This is a genomic window from Streptomyces sp. NPDC045678 (assembly GCF_056432085.1).
This window is the reverse complement of sequence record NZ_JBWKJS010000012.1, coordinates 226525-240945: the sequence shown is the minus strand read 5'-3', so window position 1 is coordinate 240945 and position 14421 is coordinate 226525. Positions and strand designations below refer to the sequence as shown.

The 14421-nt window shown below is 69.8% G+C and carries 18 protein-coding genes; 9 read left to right on the top strand and 9 right to left on the bottom strand.

Annotated features, from left to right (window positions below; genetic code table 11):
* The first annotated feature begins 42 nt into the window (after positions 1–42).
* From AC07DO_RS35460 to AC07DO_RS35450, 3 genes are read left to right on the top strand one after another with little or no spacing between them, the layout of a single operon-like run.
* Positions 43–705 (top strand): hydrolase, encoded by a 663-nt coding sequence (locus AC07DO_RS35460; protein ID WP_479065826.1) that lies wholly within the window; start codon positions 43–45, stop codon positions 703–705.
* A 48-nt stretch (positions 706–753) separates the two neighbouring features.
* Entirely contained in the window at positions 754–1275 is a 522-nt protein-coding gene (locus tag AC07DO_RS35455; protein WP_479065824.1) for a DoxX family protein, read from the top strand.
* Positions 1256–1993: a YoaK family protein gene (locus AC07DO_RS35450; RefSeq protein WP_479065822.1), complete on the top strand. Its 738-nt coding sequence runs from the start codon at positions 1256–1258 to the stop codon at positions 1991–1993. Before AC07DO_RS35455 ends, AC07DO_RS35450 begins: the two co-directional genes overlap by 20 nt.
* Before the next feature lie 23 nt (positions 1994–2016).
* Here the strand turns inward: AC07DO_RS35450 and AC07DO_RS35445 are convergent, their stop codons facing one another.
* Entirely contained in the window at positions 2017–2517 is a 501-nt protein-coding gene (locus tag AC07DO_RS35445) for a carboxymuconolactone decarboxylase family protein (protein WP_479065927.1), read from the bottom strand.
* A gap of 171 nt (positions 2518–2688) precedes the next feature.
* On the opposite strand from AC07DO_RS35445, the gene AC07DO_RS35440 reads away from it, so the two are divergent.
* Both AC07DO_RS35440 and AC07DO_RS35435 read left to right on the top strand, forming a co-directional pair.
* Positions 2689–3597, top strand: coding sequence for a pirin family protein (locus tag AC07DO_RS35440; RefSeq protein WP_479065819.1), 909 nt, complete (start codon positions 2689–2691; stop codon positions 3595–3597).
* Positions 3598–3889: 292 nt separating this feature from the next.
* Positions 3890–4369 carry an HIT family protein gene (locus AC07DO_RS35435; protein ID WP_479065817.1) on the top strand — a complete coding sequence of 160 codons (480 nt, stop codon included), beginning with the start codon at positions 3890–3892 and terminating at the stop codon, positions 4367–4369.
* 767 nt (positions 4370–5136) lie between these two features.
* Here the strand turns inward: AC07DO_RS35435 and AC07DO_RS35430 are convergent.
* Positions 5137–5484 (bottom strand): hypothetical protein, encoded by a 348-nt coding sequence (locus AC07DO_RS35430; RefSeq protein ID WP_479065815.1) that lies wholly within the window; start codon positions 5482–5484, stop codon positions 5137–5139.
* Positions 5485–5939: 455 nt separating this feature from the next.
* Here AC07DO_RS35430 and AC07DO_RS35425 point away from each other — a divergent pair, with 455 nt between their 5' ends.
* Together AC07DO_RS35425 and AC07DO_RS35420 are read left to right on the top strand one after the other, a co-directional pair.
* The gene (locus tag AC07DO_RS35425; protein ID WP_479065813.1) at positions 5940–6509 is read left to right on the top strand and encodes an RICIN domain-containing protein; all 570 of its coding nucleotides are present in this window, start codon (positions 5940–5942) and stop codon (positions 6507–6509) included.
* A 57-nt stretch (positions 6510–6566) separates the two neighbouring features.
* On the top strand, positions 6567–7064 hold the full coding sequence (locus AC07DO_RS35420; protein ID WP_479065811.1) for a hypothetical protein: 498 nt from the start codon (positions 6567–6569) through the stop codon (positions 7062–7064).
* 36 nt (positions 7065–7100) lie between these two features.
* Here the strand turns inward: AC07DO_RS35420 and AC07DO_RS35415 are convergent, their stop codons facing one another.
* The 3 genes from AC07DO_RS35415 to AC07DO_RS35405 form a co-directional block, all read right to left on the bottom strand.
* Positions 7101–8099, bottom strand: a complete 999-nt coding sequence (locus tag AC07DO_RS35415) for a serine hydrolase domain-containing protein (protein WP_479065809.1) — start codon at positions 8097–8099, stop codon at positions 7101–7103.
* Positions 8096–8332 (bottom strand): helix-turn-helix domain-containing protein, encoded by a 237-nt coding sequence (locus tag AC07DO_RS35410; RefSeq protein ID WP_479065807.1) that lies wholly within the window; start codon positions 8330–8332, stop codon positions 8096–8098. Before AC07DO_RS35410 ends, AC07DO_RS35415 begins: the two co-directional genes overlap by 4 nt.
* Before the next feature lie 202 nt (positions 8333–8534).
* Entirely contained in the window at positions 8535–9059 is a 525-nt protein-coding gene (locus AC07DO_RS35405) for a DUF6790 family protein (protein ID WP_479065805.1), read from the bottom strand.
* A gap of 56 nt (positions 9060–9115) precedes the next feature.
* Here AC07DO_RS35405 and AC07DO_RS35400 point away from each other — a divergent pair, with 56 nt between their 5' ends.
* Both AC07DO_RS35400 and AC07DO_RS35395 read left to right on the top strand, forming a co-directional pair.
* A complete protein-coding gene (locus AC07DO_RS35400) occupies positions 9116–9589 on the top strand; it encodes a MarR family winged helix-turn-helix transcriptional regulator (protein ID WP_479065803.1) in 474 nt (157 codons plus the stop codon).
* Positions 9590–10007: 418 nt separating this feature from the next.
* Entirely contained in the window at positions 10008–10349 is a 342-nt protein-coding gene (locus AC07DO_RS35395) for a hypothetical protein (protein ID WP_479065801.1), read from the top strand.
* Positions 10350–10433: 84 nt separating this feature from the next.
* Here the strand turns inward: AC07DO_RS35395 and AC07DO_RS35390 are convergent, their stop codons facing one another.
* From AC07DO_RS35390 to AC07DO_RS35375, 4 genes are all read right to left on the bottom strand, one after another.
* On the bottom strand, positions 10434–10643 hold the full coding sequence (locus AC07DO_RS35390; protein WP_479065800.1) for a hypothetical protein: 210 nt from the start codon (positions 10641–10643) through the stop codon (positions 10434–10436).
* A gap of 162 nt (positions 10644–10805) precedes the next feature.
* Complete coding sequence (locus AC07DO_RS35385) at positions 10806–11297, bottom strand: hypothetical protein (RefSeq protein WP_479065798.1); 492 nt, start codon at positions 11295–11297, stop codon at positions 10806–10808.
* Between the two features lie 673 nt (positions 11298–11970).
* Positions 11971–13179, bottom strand: a complete 1209-nt coding sequence (locus tag AC07DO_RS35380) for a PucR-like N-terminal domain-containing protein (RefSeq protein ID WP_479065796.1) — start codon at positions 13177–13179, stop codon at positions 11971–11973.
* 213 nt (positions 13180–13392) lie between these two features.
* Entirely contained in the window at positions 13393–14343 is a 951-nt protein-coding gene (locus AC07DO_RS35375; RefSeq protein ID WP_479065794.1) for a hypothetical protein, read from the bottom strand.
* Positions 14344–14421: the final 78 nt, after the last annotated feature.

The window sequence follows — 14421 nt, the reverse complement described above, 5'->3', positions numbered from 1 at the left end:
ACGGCTCCGTCCGCGGTCCCGACCCACCCGAAAGGCACACTCATGACCGACATCTCGCAGGTCACCCCCACCCCCGGCCCCGACCTGCTGACCCCCGACAACTGCGCCGTCCTCTTCGTCGACCACCAGCCGCAGATGTTCTTCGCCACCGGCAGCGGCGACCGCACCGCGATCATCAACTCGACCGTGGGCCTCGCCAAGGCCGCGAAGGTCTTCGACGTCCCGGTCGTGCTGAGCACCGTGGCCGCCGAGTCGTTCTCGGGCCCGATCCTGCCGCAGCTCGCGGCGGTCTTCCCGGACCAGGAGGCCATCGACCGCACCTCGATGAACGCCTGGGAGGACACCGCCTTCGTCGAGGCCGTCAAGGCCACCGGCCGCACGAAGCTCGTCGTCGCCGGTCTGTGGACCGAGGTCTGTGTCGTCCTGCCCACGCTCTCCGCCCTCTCCCAGGGCTACGAGGTGTACGTGGTCACGGACGCCTCCGGCGGCGTCAGCCCGCAGGCGCACGAGCACGCCGTCCAGCGCATGGTCCAGGCCGGGGCGGTGCCCGTGACCTGGGTGCAGGTCCTGCTGGAGCTCCAGCGCGACTGGGCACGTACGGAGACGTATGTCCCGGTCACCGAGGTGGTGAAGGAGCACGCCGGTGCCTACGGCCTCGGCGTGGTCTACGCCCAGGCGGTCATCGGCGCCCACGCGGCGGGCTGACCCGCACCTCCGAGCATTGACGGAACGTCAGGAACAGGCAGGAACACGATGGACACCGGACTGTTGGTCCTCCGCTGGGTGGTGGGTCTGCTCATCGCAGGACACGGAGTGCAGAAGGTGAGTTTCCGGCTGGGCGGCAACGGCCTGGCGGGCGGGACGGAGGAGTTCCGCCGCGACGGCTTCCGCGGCGGCCGGCTGACCGCGCTCGCCGCGGGCGGCAGCCAGCTCGGGGCCGGCCTGTTCCTGGCGGCCGGGTTGCTCACCCCCCTCGCGGCGATGGCCGCCATGGGAGTGATGACGGTCGCGGGCACCGTGAAGCGGCGCAACGGGCTCTGGGTGCAGAACGACGGATACGAGTACCCTCTGGTCCTCGTCGCGGCCGCCGCGGTGCTGGTGTTGACCGGGCCGGGCCGCTGGTCGGCCGACCACGCCCTGGGGCTGACCCCGTGGCCCGCCTGGGTGCAGGCCGCGGCTCTCGTGGCGGGACCGGTGAGCGGACTGCTCACTCGCGCGGTGCTGCACCGCCCGTACGCCGTAGGGAGGAGCGACCATGCGCGCGCTGCTGGCTGACGCGGCCCGCACACTGGTGCCGCCGAAGGACGACCGGCACGGTCCGCTGCCGCCACTCCTGCTGGCACTGACCGTGGTGACCGGCCTGGTGGACGCCGTGAGCTACCTGGCGCTCGGGCACGTCTTCGTCGCCAACATGACCGGCAACGTCGTCTTCCTGGGGTTCGCCCTGGCGGGCGCCGAGGGGCTGTCCGCGACGGCCTCCGTCGTCTCGATGGCCGCGTTCCTCGCGGGCGCGCTGGCGGGCGGGCGGTTCGGCACCCGCTTCGCTGCGCACCGCGGACGGCTGCTGGCCCTCGGCACGGCGGTGCAGACGGTCCTGGTCGCCGCGGCCCTCGGCACGGCGCTCGTCGCGCACGGCCGGGTGACGACACCCGTCCAGTACGCCCTGATCGTCCTGCTCGGCCTCGCCATGGGGCTGCAGAACGCGGTCGCCCGGCGGCTCGGCGTCCCGGATCTGACCACGACCGTGCTGACCCTGACCCTCACCGGGCTTGCCGCCGACTCCGTGCCCGCCGGAGGTACGGCGCCGCGGCCGGGCAGGCGGATCCTCTCCGTCCTGGCCATCTTCCTGGGAGCGTTCGTCGGGGCCTGGCTCCTGTCGAAGGCCGAACTCTCCCTCGCCTTGGGGCTGATGCTCGCGGCGCTGACGGTGACGGCGCTGGTCGCCCGGCACCTGGCATCCTCCGAGGCCGCCTGGACGAGGCCGCCGGGGTGACCGGGCCCGCGACGGCCCCCGTGTCACCGCGCGGGGGCCTCGCGGACGGCGGCCTCGCGCACGGCGGCCTCGCGCACGGGGTGCTTGCTCAGGATCGAGACGCGGTTGAACGCGTTGATGGTGATCGCCACCCAGACCACCGCCGAGATCTCGTCGTCGGTGAGCTGCCCACGGGCGGCGTCGTAGGCGCTCTCCTGCGCGGCGGCGTCCGCGGGGTGAGTGGTCGCCTCCGCCAGCGCGAGTGCCGCGCGCTCGCGCTCCGTGAACAGCTCCGTGTCGCGCCAGGCGGCCAGCGTGCCGAGGCGCCGCGTGGTCTCTCCCGCGCGCAGGGCGGCCCTGGTGTGTACGTCCAGGCAGTAGGCGCAGCCGTTGAGCTGAGAGACGCGCAGGTTGACGAGTTCGACGAGGAGGCGGTCGAGGCCGGCTTCGGCCGCGGTCCCGCGGACCGCCTCGGACGTCTCGACCAGCGCGCGGTACGCCGTGGGGCTCTGCTTGTCGACGTAGACGCGACGCCCCGCGCCCATGGGGACGCGACGATCCGTGCCCGCTGTCGTGTCGCTCACCCTGGACTCCCTCGTGGGCCCCTCGGAGCCCTGGCTCGTGCCGGCGCGCACCCGGCGGGGCGCAGGGCTTATCATCGGACACAATTGTTGAAAGTCAAAATATCTTGTCCATCTTGGTGAGAGGAGCCCGTGATGAGCGAGGCCGACATCCTGTCCGCGCGTGATGTCCCGCTCGGCGGCCCGCGGTCGATGACAGTGCGCCGCACCCTGCCGCAGCGGGCCCGGACCCTCATCGGCGCCTGGTGCTTCGTCGACCACTACGGCCCCGACGACGTCACCGAGACCGGCGGCATGGACGTGGCGCCGCATCCGCACACCGGACTTCAGACCGTCAGCTGGCTGTTCAGCGGGGAGATCGAGCACCGGGACAGCCTCGGCAGCCACGCCCTCGTCCGACCTGGCGAACTGAACCTCATGACGGGCGGGCACGGCATCAGCCACACAGAGGTGTCCACCGCGCGCACCACCGTGCTCCACGGCGTGCAGCTGTGGGTGGCGCTCCCCGACGAACACCGGCACGCCGCCCGCGACTTCCAGCACCACGCCCCGGTCCCGGTCCGCCTGGACGGCGCCCGCGCCAGGGTCTTCCTCGGCACCCTGGCGGGGGAGACCTCGCCGGTGCGGACCTTCACACCGCTGCTCGGCGCCGAACTCGTCCTCGACCCGCACGCGACGGTCACGCTCGCCGTGGACGCCACGTTCGAGCACGGACTGCTCGTCGACCAGGGGCGGGTCGGCATGGCCGGCACCCTCCTCGACCAGGCGGAGCTGGGCTACCTCGGCCCCGGCCGCACCGAGCTGACGCTGACGAACGAGACGGACACCGCGGCGCGCGTGATCCTGCTGGGCGGCACGCCGTTCGAGGAGGAGATCGTCATGTGGTGGAACTTCATCGGACGGTCGCACGAGGACATCGCGCAGGCGCGATCGGACTGGATGACCGGGACCCGGTTCGGTGAGGTGAAGGGTTACGACGGTGATCCGCTGCCCGCTCCGGAACTCCCGTCCGTGCCCTTGAGACCCCGGGGCCGGGTGCGCTGATCTGCGTGGATACGTGTTGAGGGGAGCACGAGGGCGACGTGGAACTCGGTGACGGAGCCGGTCGATCGCCGCTGCGACGAAGACCCGGAACGAGGCCGCGGGGAGGGGCTCTGGAGTCCAGGGTGTGATCTTGTGTGGCGGGGCCCGGCAAACCCAATGCTGACCCAATGCTGACTTACCTGATGGGGCGTCGCTACCGTCGCTCCTCGCCTCACTTGGTTGGTTCTTGATGTAGGTGGGGAGGTTGGGGAGCGAAGAGCGGGCCTTGATCACCGGTGGCTAAGTTGGGGCCATGACTGGTGACTGGCGGATGGATCGCATCGGGGCTGCTCTGCGAGGCGAGAATCCGACCGTGCTGCGGCGGCTTGAGTCGGGGTTCGCGGTGATCGGCGATGTTCAGTTCTTGCCGGGTTACTCGGTTCTCCTCGTGGACGAGCCAGGCGTACAGCGGCTGTCCGATCTGCCAAGGACGAGGCGGCTGTCGTTTCTGTCTGACATGGACCGGCTCGGAGAAGCCGTTGAGCGCGTCTGCCGACGCTTGGACCCCGGCTTCCGCCGGGTCAACCTGGAGATTCTGGGGAACACCGACCCGTTCTTGCATGCCCACGTCTGGCCGCGGTTCGAGTGGGAGCCGGCCGAGCTGGTGGGCAAGCCTGTCTGGCTGTATCCGGGTGACCGATGGAGTGACGAGCGGTTCAGGCTGGGTGCGCAGCATGACGTGCTGCGGGACGGGATCGGGAGCGAGCTGGATCGGTTGCGTTCGATGGGCTGACGGCGTGAGCGCGCCGACCGTCAGGTCGGCGGGCTCGGTGATCAGTGACCGTCGCTGCGCAGACGGCGGTTCAAAGACAGTCTCTGAAAAAGCGCAGGTTGTGGGCGAGTCGGCGGGCCAAGGACTCCGTCGCCCGTCGTGCGCGCGGGGTGTCGGCGTGGAGGGTGTTCAGGTGCAGTCCGGCGTGGTCGCGGTGGAACCACAGCAGGTTTCCGTTGCAGGCCGAGGACCACACGTACACGGTGGCCGTACGGGTCAAGGGGTAGCCGGCCCCGGGTGCGGTGCGGAAATCCAGGTAGGAGAAGAAGCTGACGGGGCAGCGATCGACCCCCTTGGCGCCGTCGTGGCCCAGTAGCTGTTGTGCGCGTACGGCGTGCGCGTCGGCCTGACGGCGTGCCGGTTCGTAGCCTGCGCATGTCAGGGCGAGCCGGGTGGGAGGGAGGCCCGGCGCGGGGCGGGAACTCCGACGGGTACGGCGTTGACGAACCAGCCGATGGAGTAGGAGTACCGGTGTTGGCCGCGCCGGTTGATCGGCACGAGAGCCCGGTAGAGCGCGGGGCCGCCTTCCTCCCGGACGGAGAGGGTCGTCGCGGCGAGGAGGCCGGTGAGCAGGGTGCCGTCGAAGGCGCGGCACCTTGCTTCCAGATGTTGTGTCGAAGGCGCGGACAGCAGGGTGCGGGTGTGGTTGACCGGTGGGTGAGGGTGGGCTGCTCGGGTGTCGAGGCCCAGGGGGAAGACAGGAGGATATGCAGTGGGGCGGGGGTGGGTCAGGAGAAGACGACTGAGCGGACGGCGAGGCGTTCGGAGCCGCCTCCGGTGTGGGGGCGCAGGGAGAAGTAGGCGTTGCCCTGGCAGTCGGCGTCGGCGAAGACCACCGCTGTGGTGTCGGTGCGGTTCTTGGGGGAGTGGGCGGGGGGCACGTTGTTGGAGTCGGCGCCGTGGAGGTTGATGCACTGGCCGCTGGGCGGGTTGTTGAGGAAGCCGACCGCCTCGTAGCCCTCGCTGGTCAGGTAGGTGTACCGGAACTGCCCCTCGGCGGCGTGGGCCGAGGTGGGGAGGGTCAGAGCGAGCGCGAGGGCTCCGAGCGCGGCAGCGGCGGAACGGCGAAGACGCATGAGGAAGACTCCTGGGAAAAGGGGGCGTGCGGGATGCCTGAGTCTGTCCAATCGGTGGCGATGTCGCCCGCAACCGGCCCGGGACAACGGCCTGTTGTACCCCGTTCAGCCCCCTGATTCCCACTGCGTTCGGGTCCGGCGTGGCGCAGCAGCGAGGGGGTCTTGCGCGAAGACGTAAGTGGTGAACCGGGTGTTGCTGGCCGCCGGTGCGGCTCCATCGGGTGGCTGGCTTTGGTCATGAGAACGGCCCCTGGTCCATTTCCTGTGGCCGCCTGCGCTGAGTGACTGCCGGGCCTGGTCCTGAGCGTGTCGGGGTGTCGCCGGGTGAGTGCGGATATGTTAGCTGCTCCATATGACTTATGCCCCTATGGGGTTGCATACTGGTTCATAGGGTGTTGTGTCATTTGTGGCTCCGCTATCCAGGAAGGACCACTAGCGTCTGTCAAAGGCGTCATATGCGCAGCTCGTTGAGGACCAAGCTCGCCACTGTCGCCGCCGCCCTGTTGGCCACGGCCTTCACCGGGACCGTCGCCGCCTCGGGTGCGCAAGCCGCGCCGCAGGACGAGCCGCCTACCGGCTGGAAGATGGTGGTCCATCAGATGTCCAGCGCCTACCTCTTCCCCGACGCCTACATCGACATCGACGACGAGGTGCAGGTCTGGAACGGCGGGCCCCTGGTCCCCGACCAGGGCTACAAGTGGTTGATCACACGCGACAGTGAGCACCCCGGCACCTACCGGATCCGCACCAACCCCCACAAGAAGTGCCTCACCATCGGCACCAGCACGAGTGACTACGTGAAGATGCGGGACTGCACCGGCAGCACTAGCCAGAGCTGGTACATCCGCCATGTCCCCGGGACCACCAGCGACTGGGCCATCGTGCCCTACAGCTATGACGACCACGCGATCCGACCGGCAAGTGCGACTCTCCCCACCGACTACGTCTACCCCCGCCCGATGTGGGGAGGCCAGCCCGACCTCACCCACGCATGGCGCTTCGTCGACCCGCCCCACGGCCGCTGAGCCTCACCCGCCGGCGGTACAGCACCCCCTCCTCATGAGGAACACGGGAAACGGTGGGTGCGCCACCTCGGCCAGGCCCCGCCGCCCTATCCCGCGAAGACTCTCGGATCGATCCGGGGAGCCCTGCCCGGTGATGTGCGTGCGGAGTTCGACGGGCAGTGCGACGCCCTGGACCTGGCCGACCCCGAAGCCGTCGCCGCTTTCCGGGACCACTGGTGGGAGCGTGCCGTGCGGGCCCAGGAGAAACTGGAGGGCGACGTTGCCGCCGCGCTGCGCGGCAACGTCCTGGTCCGCCCCGGCCGCGATCTGCCACCGGAGTACGAGGCCACGCTGCCGTCCGCCATCCGCCACCTCCCGCCGTCCAGGGACGACATCCGCGTCGCTCTCCGCCACGAGAGCGTCCGCGCACGGTTCAACCGGGATTTCATGGACGCGGTCCCGCCTCACTGGCCGGCGCTGTTGCTGCGGTGGTGGGACATCGCCCGGCTGATGGGCGACCCTCGCGGCGATCGGGCCGTACGCACCGTCATCAACGGTCGCCGTACCTCGGGGTAGGCCATGCCCGTGAAATGACCGCACTCAGTTCGAGTGTTATTGCCTGTTGCTGTTGCTGTTGCTGCGGCTGTGCTCGGTCAGGAGTGCGAACCCCTGACGGTCGACCGATGCGGCGGTGGCCGAGAGGAGCACGACGCCGGTGCCCGTGTTGCGATCGAGTCCGAGCCAGGACCGGAAGCCGCCGGTGCCGCCGTTGTGCCAGGTGATGGGCCCGCCTTTCACCTGGACCGTGATCCAGGCGGCGCCGATGCGTGCGCCGCCGCCGATCGGGGCGACCGGATCGAGTGCGGCGGTGCCCGGCGCGCTGCCGTCGAGTATCGCCGTCGTGAAGCGGGCCATGCTGGTGATGGAGGCCCGGATGCCCCCTGCCGGTCCGAGTCCCTCGCCGGTCCAGGGCTGCCGAGGTCGCCCTCGGCGGCTCCTGCCGTGGAGCGCTGCGGGGCGCAGTTCGTCGGCCGTTCCCGGAACGTAGAAGCAGTCGAGTGCCAGCGGCTTGGCTATGCGCTGTTGGACGAGCTCCGGGTAGGTCGTGGTGGCGGCGCGGGCGAGGGCATGTCCGAGAAGTTCGTATCCGAGGTTGGAGTAGCGGGACCGTGGTGTACCGAGCGGAACGTCCCGGGTTTGGCCGAGGAGTTGTTCGAGGTTCTCGCCGTAGGGGTTGGTTCCGTGTCGCCATAGGGTGATGGTGCGTCGCCAAGGCTGCGCGGATTTGGGCAGCCGGGGCAGTCCGGATCGGTGTGTGCTCAGCGATCGCAGTGTCAGTCGGGCGGCGGGGGCGTCGCCGAGGGGCAGCAGTTCGCCGAGGCGTGTGTCGGGGGTGATCTCGCCGCGGGTGAGGGCGTCGGCGTACAGCAGCCCGGTGACGGTCTTCGAGACCGAGCCGATCTCGAAGTCTGCGTCGAAGTCGGTCCCGCGGCCGGCCAGGCGCATGCCCGCGGGTGTGACCACGGCCGCTGCGGCGACCGGGTGGCGCGGGCCCAGCAACTCTCCTAGCCTGACGGCGAGTTGCTTGTCGCCGGGCGTCCCGTCGGTCATGACCGGCCGCCGAACAGGCCGCGAGCGGCGTACTTCTTGTGCACGGCCTGTTTCGAGACACCCAGGACGGCGGCGATTTGCGGCCACGTGGCGCCGTTGTTGCGGGCGCGGCGCACCAGCACCGCTTCGATGCGTTCCGTCTCGGCGCGGAGTCTCGCCACGGCGCCCAGTCCCACCAAGGGGTCGTGGTCGGCCGTCGATGCGGCGAGTTCGGTCAGCTGTTCCACATCCATGGGTCAACCGTAGTTGACCGCGATCCGGGCAGTCAATCAAGGTTGACGACCTGTGGTCCTGTGGGCCAGGGGGATGTCGGGCTACGTCCCTGGGTTTCGGCTCGAAGCCCCCCCGGCGGGAGGAGCCGTGTGGGCACGGGCCAGGCGCCGGCTGTGCGGCTGGGCCGGGAGCCGGCCATGTGGGGCCTGGGTCGGAAGCCGGTCACATGACGGGGTGGGCGGCGCGGCCGTGGCCGATACGCGTGCGGCGAACGTCCCGGGCTGCCAGGGCGATCATGACGGCAGGGATCAGGATGTCGTTGGCCAGGATGCCGCCCGTGTTTCCGGCCGCGTGGTCGCCGTGGGCGAACCACTGGTAGACGTGGCCGACCGCGGCTCCCCACAGGAACGCGGCAGCCGCCAGCCCGCTGGTGAGGCGCTCGCGAGGCGAGGCGGATGCGCTGCGGAAGCCCAGTGCGGCCAGGGCGAGGTTGGCGAAGGCGATCTCGAACTGGAACGGCGAGTGGGCGAAGCCGATGGTGTCGGCCATGCCGCCGGGCGCCGCGAGGAACGCGAGGGTGATCCAGAGGCTTCCGATGCCGAGGGCGCCGACGGCCCACCAGCGCTGCCAGATCTCCGCCGTCGGCCGGTCCGGGTGGCGGCGGCAGCTCAGCAGCGCTCCGAGGGCGGGCACCAGCATGAACAGGAGCGGAAACGTGGTCTGCATGCCGTACGGGAGAGTGTCCATGCCCTGAGTGTTGCACGGTTAATATTAACAAGGCAACACTCTGCTAAAGTGGACGCATGAACGAACGACTGGCCGAACTCCTGTACCGCGTGACCATGCTGATGGGCGAGGCGGCCCGGCGCCGCTCCGGCCCGGACCAGCGCCTTTCTCACAGTCAACTGCGGCTGCTGGGAACCCTGGAGGAGATTCAGCCCGCCACCCAGCACCAGCTCGCCGAGGCCCTCGGCGTGTCCGATCCCGCGATCAGCCGCTCCCTGCGCTCACTCGAGGTGGAGGGGTACGTCACGATCAGCGTCGACCCTGCCCACCGGCGTAGGCGCCTCGTCGCCCTGACCCCGATGGGTCAGGACATCTTCCTGGCCGAGGGCAAGCCTCTGGAGGAAGAACTCCGCACCGCCCTGCTGAAGGCCGACTTCCCCTACGACCGCTACCTCGCGGACACCCACCGCCTCGCCGCGCTGCTGACCCCCGACAAGCCGCAGCGCGCGGCCGCGACCCGTAAATCGGACGGCGCCCGGGAACCGGAATGAGCGGAGCCCGGCACGGCACTCCCTCGACAGGCAGTCCACCGCCACCCTTGCCGTAGTACCGCACTGGTCGCAGTTTCCGTGCGGGCAAACCAGCGCGGTACGTCCGGCTCAACCCACCGTGGGACGCGCCCGAGGCGCACCCCTCGTAGCGTGTGAGTCGCAACGCAACCGACCATCGCGGACCATCGCGCGGGGATTCGATGCGAGTGCGTTCCATGGCTGCGCTCGACCGCCGACGTACAAACGGATCGAGTCCGCTCGCGAGCAGCGGATCAAGCGTCTTTCCGAACGCACCCCATTGGCGCAGGCACCTCTCTCGCCGAAATCGGTCGTCGGAGATGCTTCCGGTCGTTGCGATCGTTGCATTCGATCAGGGCCTTCGGAGCCCTGACGGCAGGCGAGACAAGGGGAATGGGACGTGAAGCGAGCAATCGCGCAGATAGGCCTCACGGCCACCGTCGTCGCGGCAACGTCGGTGGGGCTCGCGTCGTCGGCGTCGGCGGCGCAGGCATGCACCAACCTGCCGGGACCCGCCGGCGGCAGGCTGCCGCTCTGCAAGACCTGGGTCTGGGACGGCAATGACTACGACGGCAAGTGGAGGACGAACGGCCCGTCCACCCTGCCGTCGTACAGCTACCTGGAAAGGTGGGAGGACGGCACGGTCTACAGGTCCTCGTACTCGGGCAGTTACAACGACCGCGACAAGGTGTACTTCCGTGTCTGTGACAGCCGCGCGGGCAGGTGCGGTTCCTGGTGGTGACCGATCCCGTGCTGCAAGGCAGGCTCGCCGCCGTACCGCAGGGTGCGGCGGCAGCAGGGAATTCGACACCCACCGCTCACCCAGTCAACGGCGCCCACGCCGATCGATCGGCCGCCCCCTGCGGCACCCCCACACCAAGAACCCGTTCATCAGGCCGACCTGTGCCTCTTCTGTGAGCAACGGAATCTCGAGGATGTCAGCCACCTCCTCCACGCAGTCCGTCAGCGACTCGAACTGCAGGCTGCGCTCCGCATACTTGCACCAGTACCAGATCCTGCCGGTCTCGGCGTCCACACACAGATTGGACAGTCATCCGCACCGATCGCAGCAAAGGGTAAGGGGATCCAGGGAGCCAGGAGGGACGCCCCAGCCCCCGGGTGCTTCCGCGTCCAAGGCCCGCCCGACCATGCGGGCGGCAAGTGGGGGTTTGGTGGCGCGTCCGGGGCCGCCGCGTGATCATTGGTTGTCCACACAACACCCCATGATCAACGGTGGCCTCGGACGCCACCGAAGCCAGTAGTCGGGCCCCTCGACTCGGTAGCGAACGTCGACACCGGCAACGAACCGCAGCTCACACACGAGCCGACGGGCGCCGTCCGGCGCCAAGCGGTGCGGCGCCAACAGCAGCTCCAGCTCGTCATAGCGGGCGTCGACCCCGCCGTGGCCCGGATGGCTTTCCTGTCCGACCTCGCCCGCCTCACGGCGCTCATACCACCTGGCGTAGATCGCCCACTGCTCGCGCTCCAGTCTCGCCACCGCTTCGCTTGCGGGCCAGACCTGGTACTCATCGACTTCATGGCTGTGGTCGTAGACGTGCATCTCGAAGTAGTGGGGCTTCCCGGCGATGTCAGCAAGGCCGGCCCACGGTTCGCCGTACCACTCCGACTCGGTGTACACACGCTCGAAGCCGTCCGCGATCAACTGCTCTTCGCGCCAGTTCTCAGCCACGCAGGCAGGCTACCGGCGGGCAGTCTCCGTATCCATGCGGCTTGCTGGTGAGCTAGGGCTCCTGGGACGTCAAGCGGACGACAGCGATCGAGATCGCCAACTCGGCGGGACGCACTGCCGTGGCCGTCCGACGCCGACGGTGAGCGCGAGCGCGGCGAGGTGAAGGTGTGGGCGGTGCGGAGTGCGGGTGTCATCGGGCGCCCCATTGGGGGTAGCCGGACCCTATGGAGCCGTTGGAGCTGAGGGGCAGGTCGCTGAAGCAGCGCCTTTGTTGGGCGGTGGCCGGGTCGGTGTTGTATGCGGTGATCGGGCTGCCGTTTCGCGGGTATCCGTTCTGGCCCGACGCGGTGGGTCGCTTCGTGGTTTTCGGAGGCCTGTTGGTCTTGGCCGTGCTGGGGTTGGAGTTCATCGCTCGTCGGCAGAGGCGCCGGAGAGAGGGTTGACCGAGGGCGAACCCTGCCTGCGGTGCCGGGGGCAGGGCGGAGTCAGGCGGTGCGGGGGCGCGTAGGCGGTGGGCCTGGCTGAGAGGTGACAGGGCCGGTCGGTCACAGTGGGTGTGCTGGTGGTGGTCTTCACCGTTGTGGGCCGGTCCGTGTGCCGTGCCGAGGCCGAGGCCTGCGGAACGGGTGGGTGGAGCCCTGGGGCGGACGGCTGACGGTCCTGCGGCCCGTCTCTACTCCCCGCCGTCGCGGGAGAGCAGGTGCAGGGCGCGCAGTGCGGCTTCCAGGGCGAAGCGGTGGTCGGGGTCGGTGAGGCGGTCGCCCAGCAGGACGTCCAGGTTCCGTAGGCGGTAGCGGACAGTCTGGGCGTGCACGCCCAGCATCTCGCCGACCTGCTCCGCGGGCGCCCGCGTCGAGACGTGCACGCGCAGGGTCTCCACGAGCCGGTCCCGGCGGTTGGCCGGCAGGTGGTCGATCGGGGCCAGCTCTCCGGCCGCGAGGTGGGCCACCAGGGCCGGGTCCGACAGCAGCCACAGCGTCACCAGGTGGTCGTCGCAGCGGACCACGGGAGCGTCGGTCACCACGCCTTCGTCGATGAGCTGGAGTATGCGACGCGCCCAGCGGATGGAGTCGGCGGCCTGGGCCAGCGGCACGGTCGGCCCCAGCACGGCGTGCGCGCCCGCCAGCGCGGTGTCCAGCATGGCCAGGCGCTCCGGGGTGAGGGCTCCGGGCACCAGCAGATGCGGCTGTGGGATGTCCAGGTCCAAGAGGACGTCGTCGGCCAGCGCCGCCTCCAGTTGCCCGGGGACCGGTGTGCGCAGGGCGACCATGGTGACGTCGGCGGGCAGGTGCCAGGCGGCGGCCTCGCAGAGCGCGGAGAGTCCCTGGGGCAGCGGGGGAGCGGCCAGGATGAGGTGGAGCAGTCGTCGGCGCCGCGCCGGAACCTCGGAGAAGGCGCGGGACTGCACCTCGACGTAGCCTTCGCGGGAGATCTGCTCCAGTTCGTCGACGTAGGCGAAGAGCGCGTCGGCGAACGCGAGGATCAGGGCGGGGGAGAGCCGGTACTGCAGGCCCACCGCCTTGACGCGGCGCAGTGCGATGCGGGCGCCCAGCCGGTACGCGCCGCGGAGGGTCTCCAGCGCGCGTCCCTCGTAGGCTTCCACGCGGCCGAACTTGCGCAGTAGTTCGTCGCGGAGCACGGCGTTCTTGCCGGGTTCGGCGACCCGGTCCACGAAGGCGGCCAGGGCCTGCTCGACGCCCTGCCGGATGGGCTCGGCGTTGGGGCCGTTGAGCAGCCGCCCGTACACCGGGTAGGCGCGGGTGACCTCGGCGCCGATCTCCTTCATGAGGCCGGGTAACTCCGGTCTCATGAAGGCGGCGAATTCCTTGGGGAGGGGTTCCAGCGGTTCACCGACTTCAGGTGGTCGCGTGGATGAGGGCATGACTGCCGTCCCTTGCTCTTCGGTGCCCATGGTGCACCGGTCGTATGCTCCGGCACGCCAACAGGGAGGCACACGACCGGACTTGAGGCGACGCGTGTCCGGGCTGTTGAAGATAAGTCAACTTTCATGGGACGTACACAGTCCGTGCACATTTCGGCGCGGTGGGACGTGGCAAGGCTGCTGGGACGGCTGGGGATCGCCGTCGCGCGGCCATTAATCGACGGCCGAGTGCCAGTTCTGTGCGAGGCGCTTGCCCGCGTCGGGGACGAAGGTGCCGGGCGCGTTCAGGCCGGCGAGGTGCGTCTGGGTGTCGTTGAGCGTCAGGCTGTTGTTCCCGGTGGCGGAGGGCAGTCCGGTCTTGGCGTTGACCGCCGCGTCGATCAGACCGAACAGGCCGAGACCACAGCCGCTGGCGCCCGGCACGGCGAAGGTGCCGTCGTTCTGGGTGGCCTTGGTGAGGTTGATACGGCTCATCTCGCCCTCGTCGTCGGCCGTGCCGTCACCACGGAAGAACGACATGCCGAACTCGGGGAACTGCAGGTTCTTCGGGCGCAGCACGATGGGCTTGGCGGCCGTGCCGATGTAGCACCTGCCGCCGAGGAACGGGTTCTCCAGGTGGATGCGGACCGGTATGGCGACGATCTGTTTGTCGGTGACGATGCCGGCGGTCTGGTCGAAGTCGTAGGGGGCGCCGACGGACTCCACCGTCGCCGTGATCTTGTTGAGGGAGCTGTTGTCGAGCTGCTTGCAGATTTCGGTGATCGCGGGGATGTTGCTCGGGCACATCAGCCCCAGCAGCCCGCCGGGAACGGTCGCGGAGTCGGCGATGAGGGCACCGCCGGACGGGGCGACGACGGAGCTGGTCCCGTCCGCGTTCTGGACGACCCCCATCTGGAGGTTGGTCCGGCCGGTGGGCACCGTGGTCCTGCCCAGTTTGATGGAGCCGCTCAGCGAGCCGGAGACCACGCACTGCGGGGTCTTGGCCAGGCCGTCGGCGGCCAGCATCGCCGGAGCGTCCACGGGGCAGCGGGTGAAGGGCGCCCACTCGCCGTTCGGCGCCGGGGCGGCCGCGGTGGCGGTGCCGATGGAGGCGAGGACGCCGAGCGCGGTGCCCAGGACGGTGGCGGTGGTGGCGACTCTGGTGCCGAGGGAGAACCGCATCATGTGGCCTTCCGTATCGGGGAGGTGAGGGGGAGTTGAGGGGAGCAGGGTGGAGAGGGGTGGGGGAGGGGGGCGGAGGGC

Excerpts from the sequence above, each read along its gene's own strand:
- AC07DO_RS35460 (WP_479065826.1), top strand. The coding sequence starts at position 43 with ATGACCGACATCTCGCAGGTCACCCCCACCCCCGGCCCCGACCTGCTG.
- AC07DO_RS35455 (WP_479065824.1), top strand. The coding sequence starts at position 754 with ATGGACACCGGACTGTTGGTCCTCCGCTGGGTGGTGGGTCTGCTCATC.
- AC07DO_RS35450 (WP_479065822.1), top strand. The coding sequence starts at position 1,256 with ATGCGCGCGCTGCTGGCTGACGCGGCCCGCACACTGGTGCCGCCGAAG.
- AC07DO_RS35445 (WP_479065927.1), bottom strand. The coding sequence starts at position 2,517 with ATGGGCGCGGGGCGTCGCGTCTACGTCGACAAGCAGAGCCCCACGGCG.
- AC07DO_RS35440 (WP_479065819.1), top strand. The coding sequence starts at position 2,689 with ATGAGCGAGGCCGACATCCTGTCCGCGCGTGATGTCCCGCTCGGCGGC.
- AC07DO_RS35435 (WP_479065817.1), top strand. The coding sequence starts at position 3,890 with ATGACTGGTGACTGGCGGATGGATCGCATCGGGGCTGCTCTGCGAGGC.
- AC07DO_RS35430 (WP_479065815.1), bottom strand. The coding sequence starts at position 5,484 with ATGCGTCTTCGCCGTTCCGCCGCTGCCGCGCTCGGAGCCCTCGCGCTC.
- AC07DO_RS35425 (WP_479065813.1), top strand. The coding sequence starts at position 5,940 with ATGCGCAGCTCGTTGAGGACCAAGCTCGCCACTGTCGCCGCCGCCCTG.
- AC07DO_RS35415 (WP_479065809.1), bottom strand. The coding sequence starts at position 8,099 with ATGACCGACGGGACGCCCGGCGACAAGCAACTCGCCGTCAGGCTAGGA.
- AC07DO_RS35410 (WP_479065807.1), bottom strand. The coding sequence starts at position 8,332 with ATGGATGTGGAACAGCTGACCGAACTCGCCGCATCGACGGCCGACCAC.
- AC07DO_RS35405 (WP_479065805.1), bottom strand. The coding sequence starts at position 9,059 with ATGGACACTCTCCCGTACGGCATGCAGACCACGTTTCCGCTCCTGTTC.
- AC07DO_RS35400 (WP_479065803.1), top strand. The coding sequence starts at position 9,116 with ATGAACGAACGACTGGCCGAACTCCTGTACCGCGTGACCATGCTGATG.
- AC07DO_RS35380 (WP_479065796.1), bottom strand. The coding sequence starts at position 13,179 with ATGCCCTCATCCACGCGACCACCTGAAGTCGGTGAACCGCTGGAACCC.
- AC07DO_RS35375 (WP_479065794.1), bottom strand. The coding sequence starts at position 14,343 with ATGATGCGGTTCTCCCTCGGCACCAGAGTCGCCACCACCGCCACCGTC.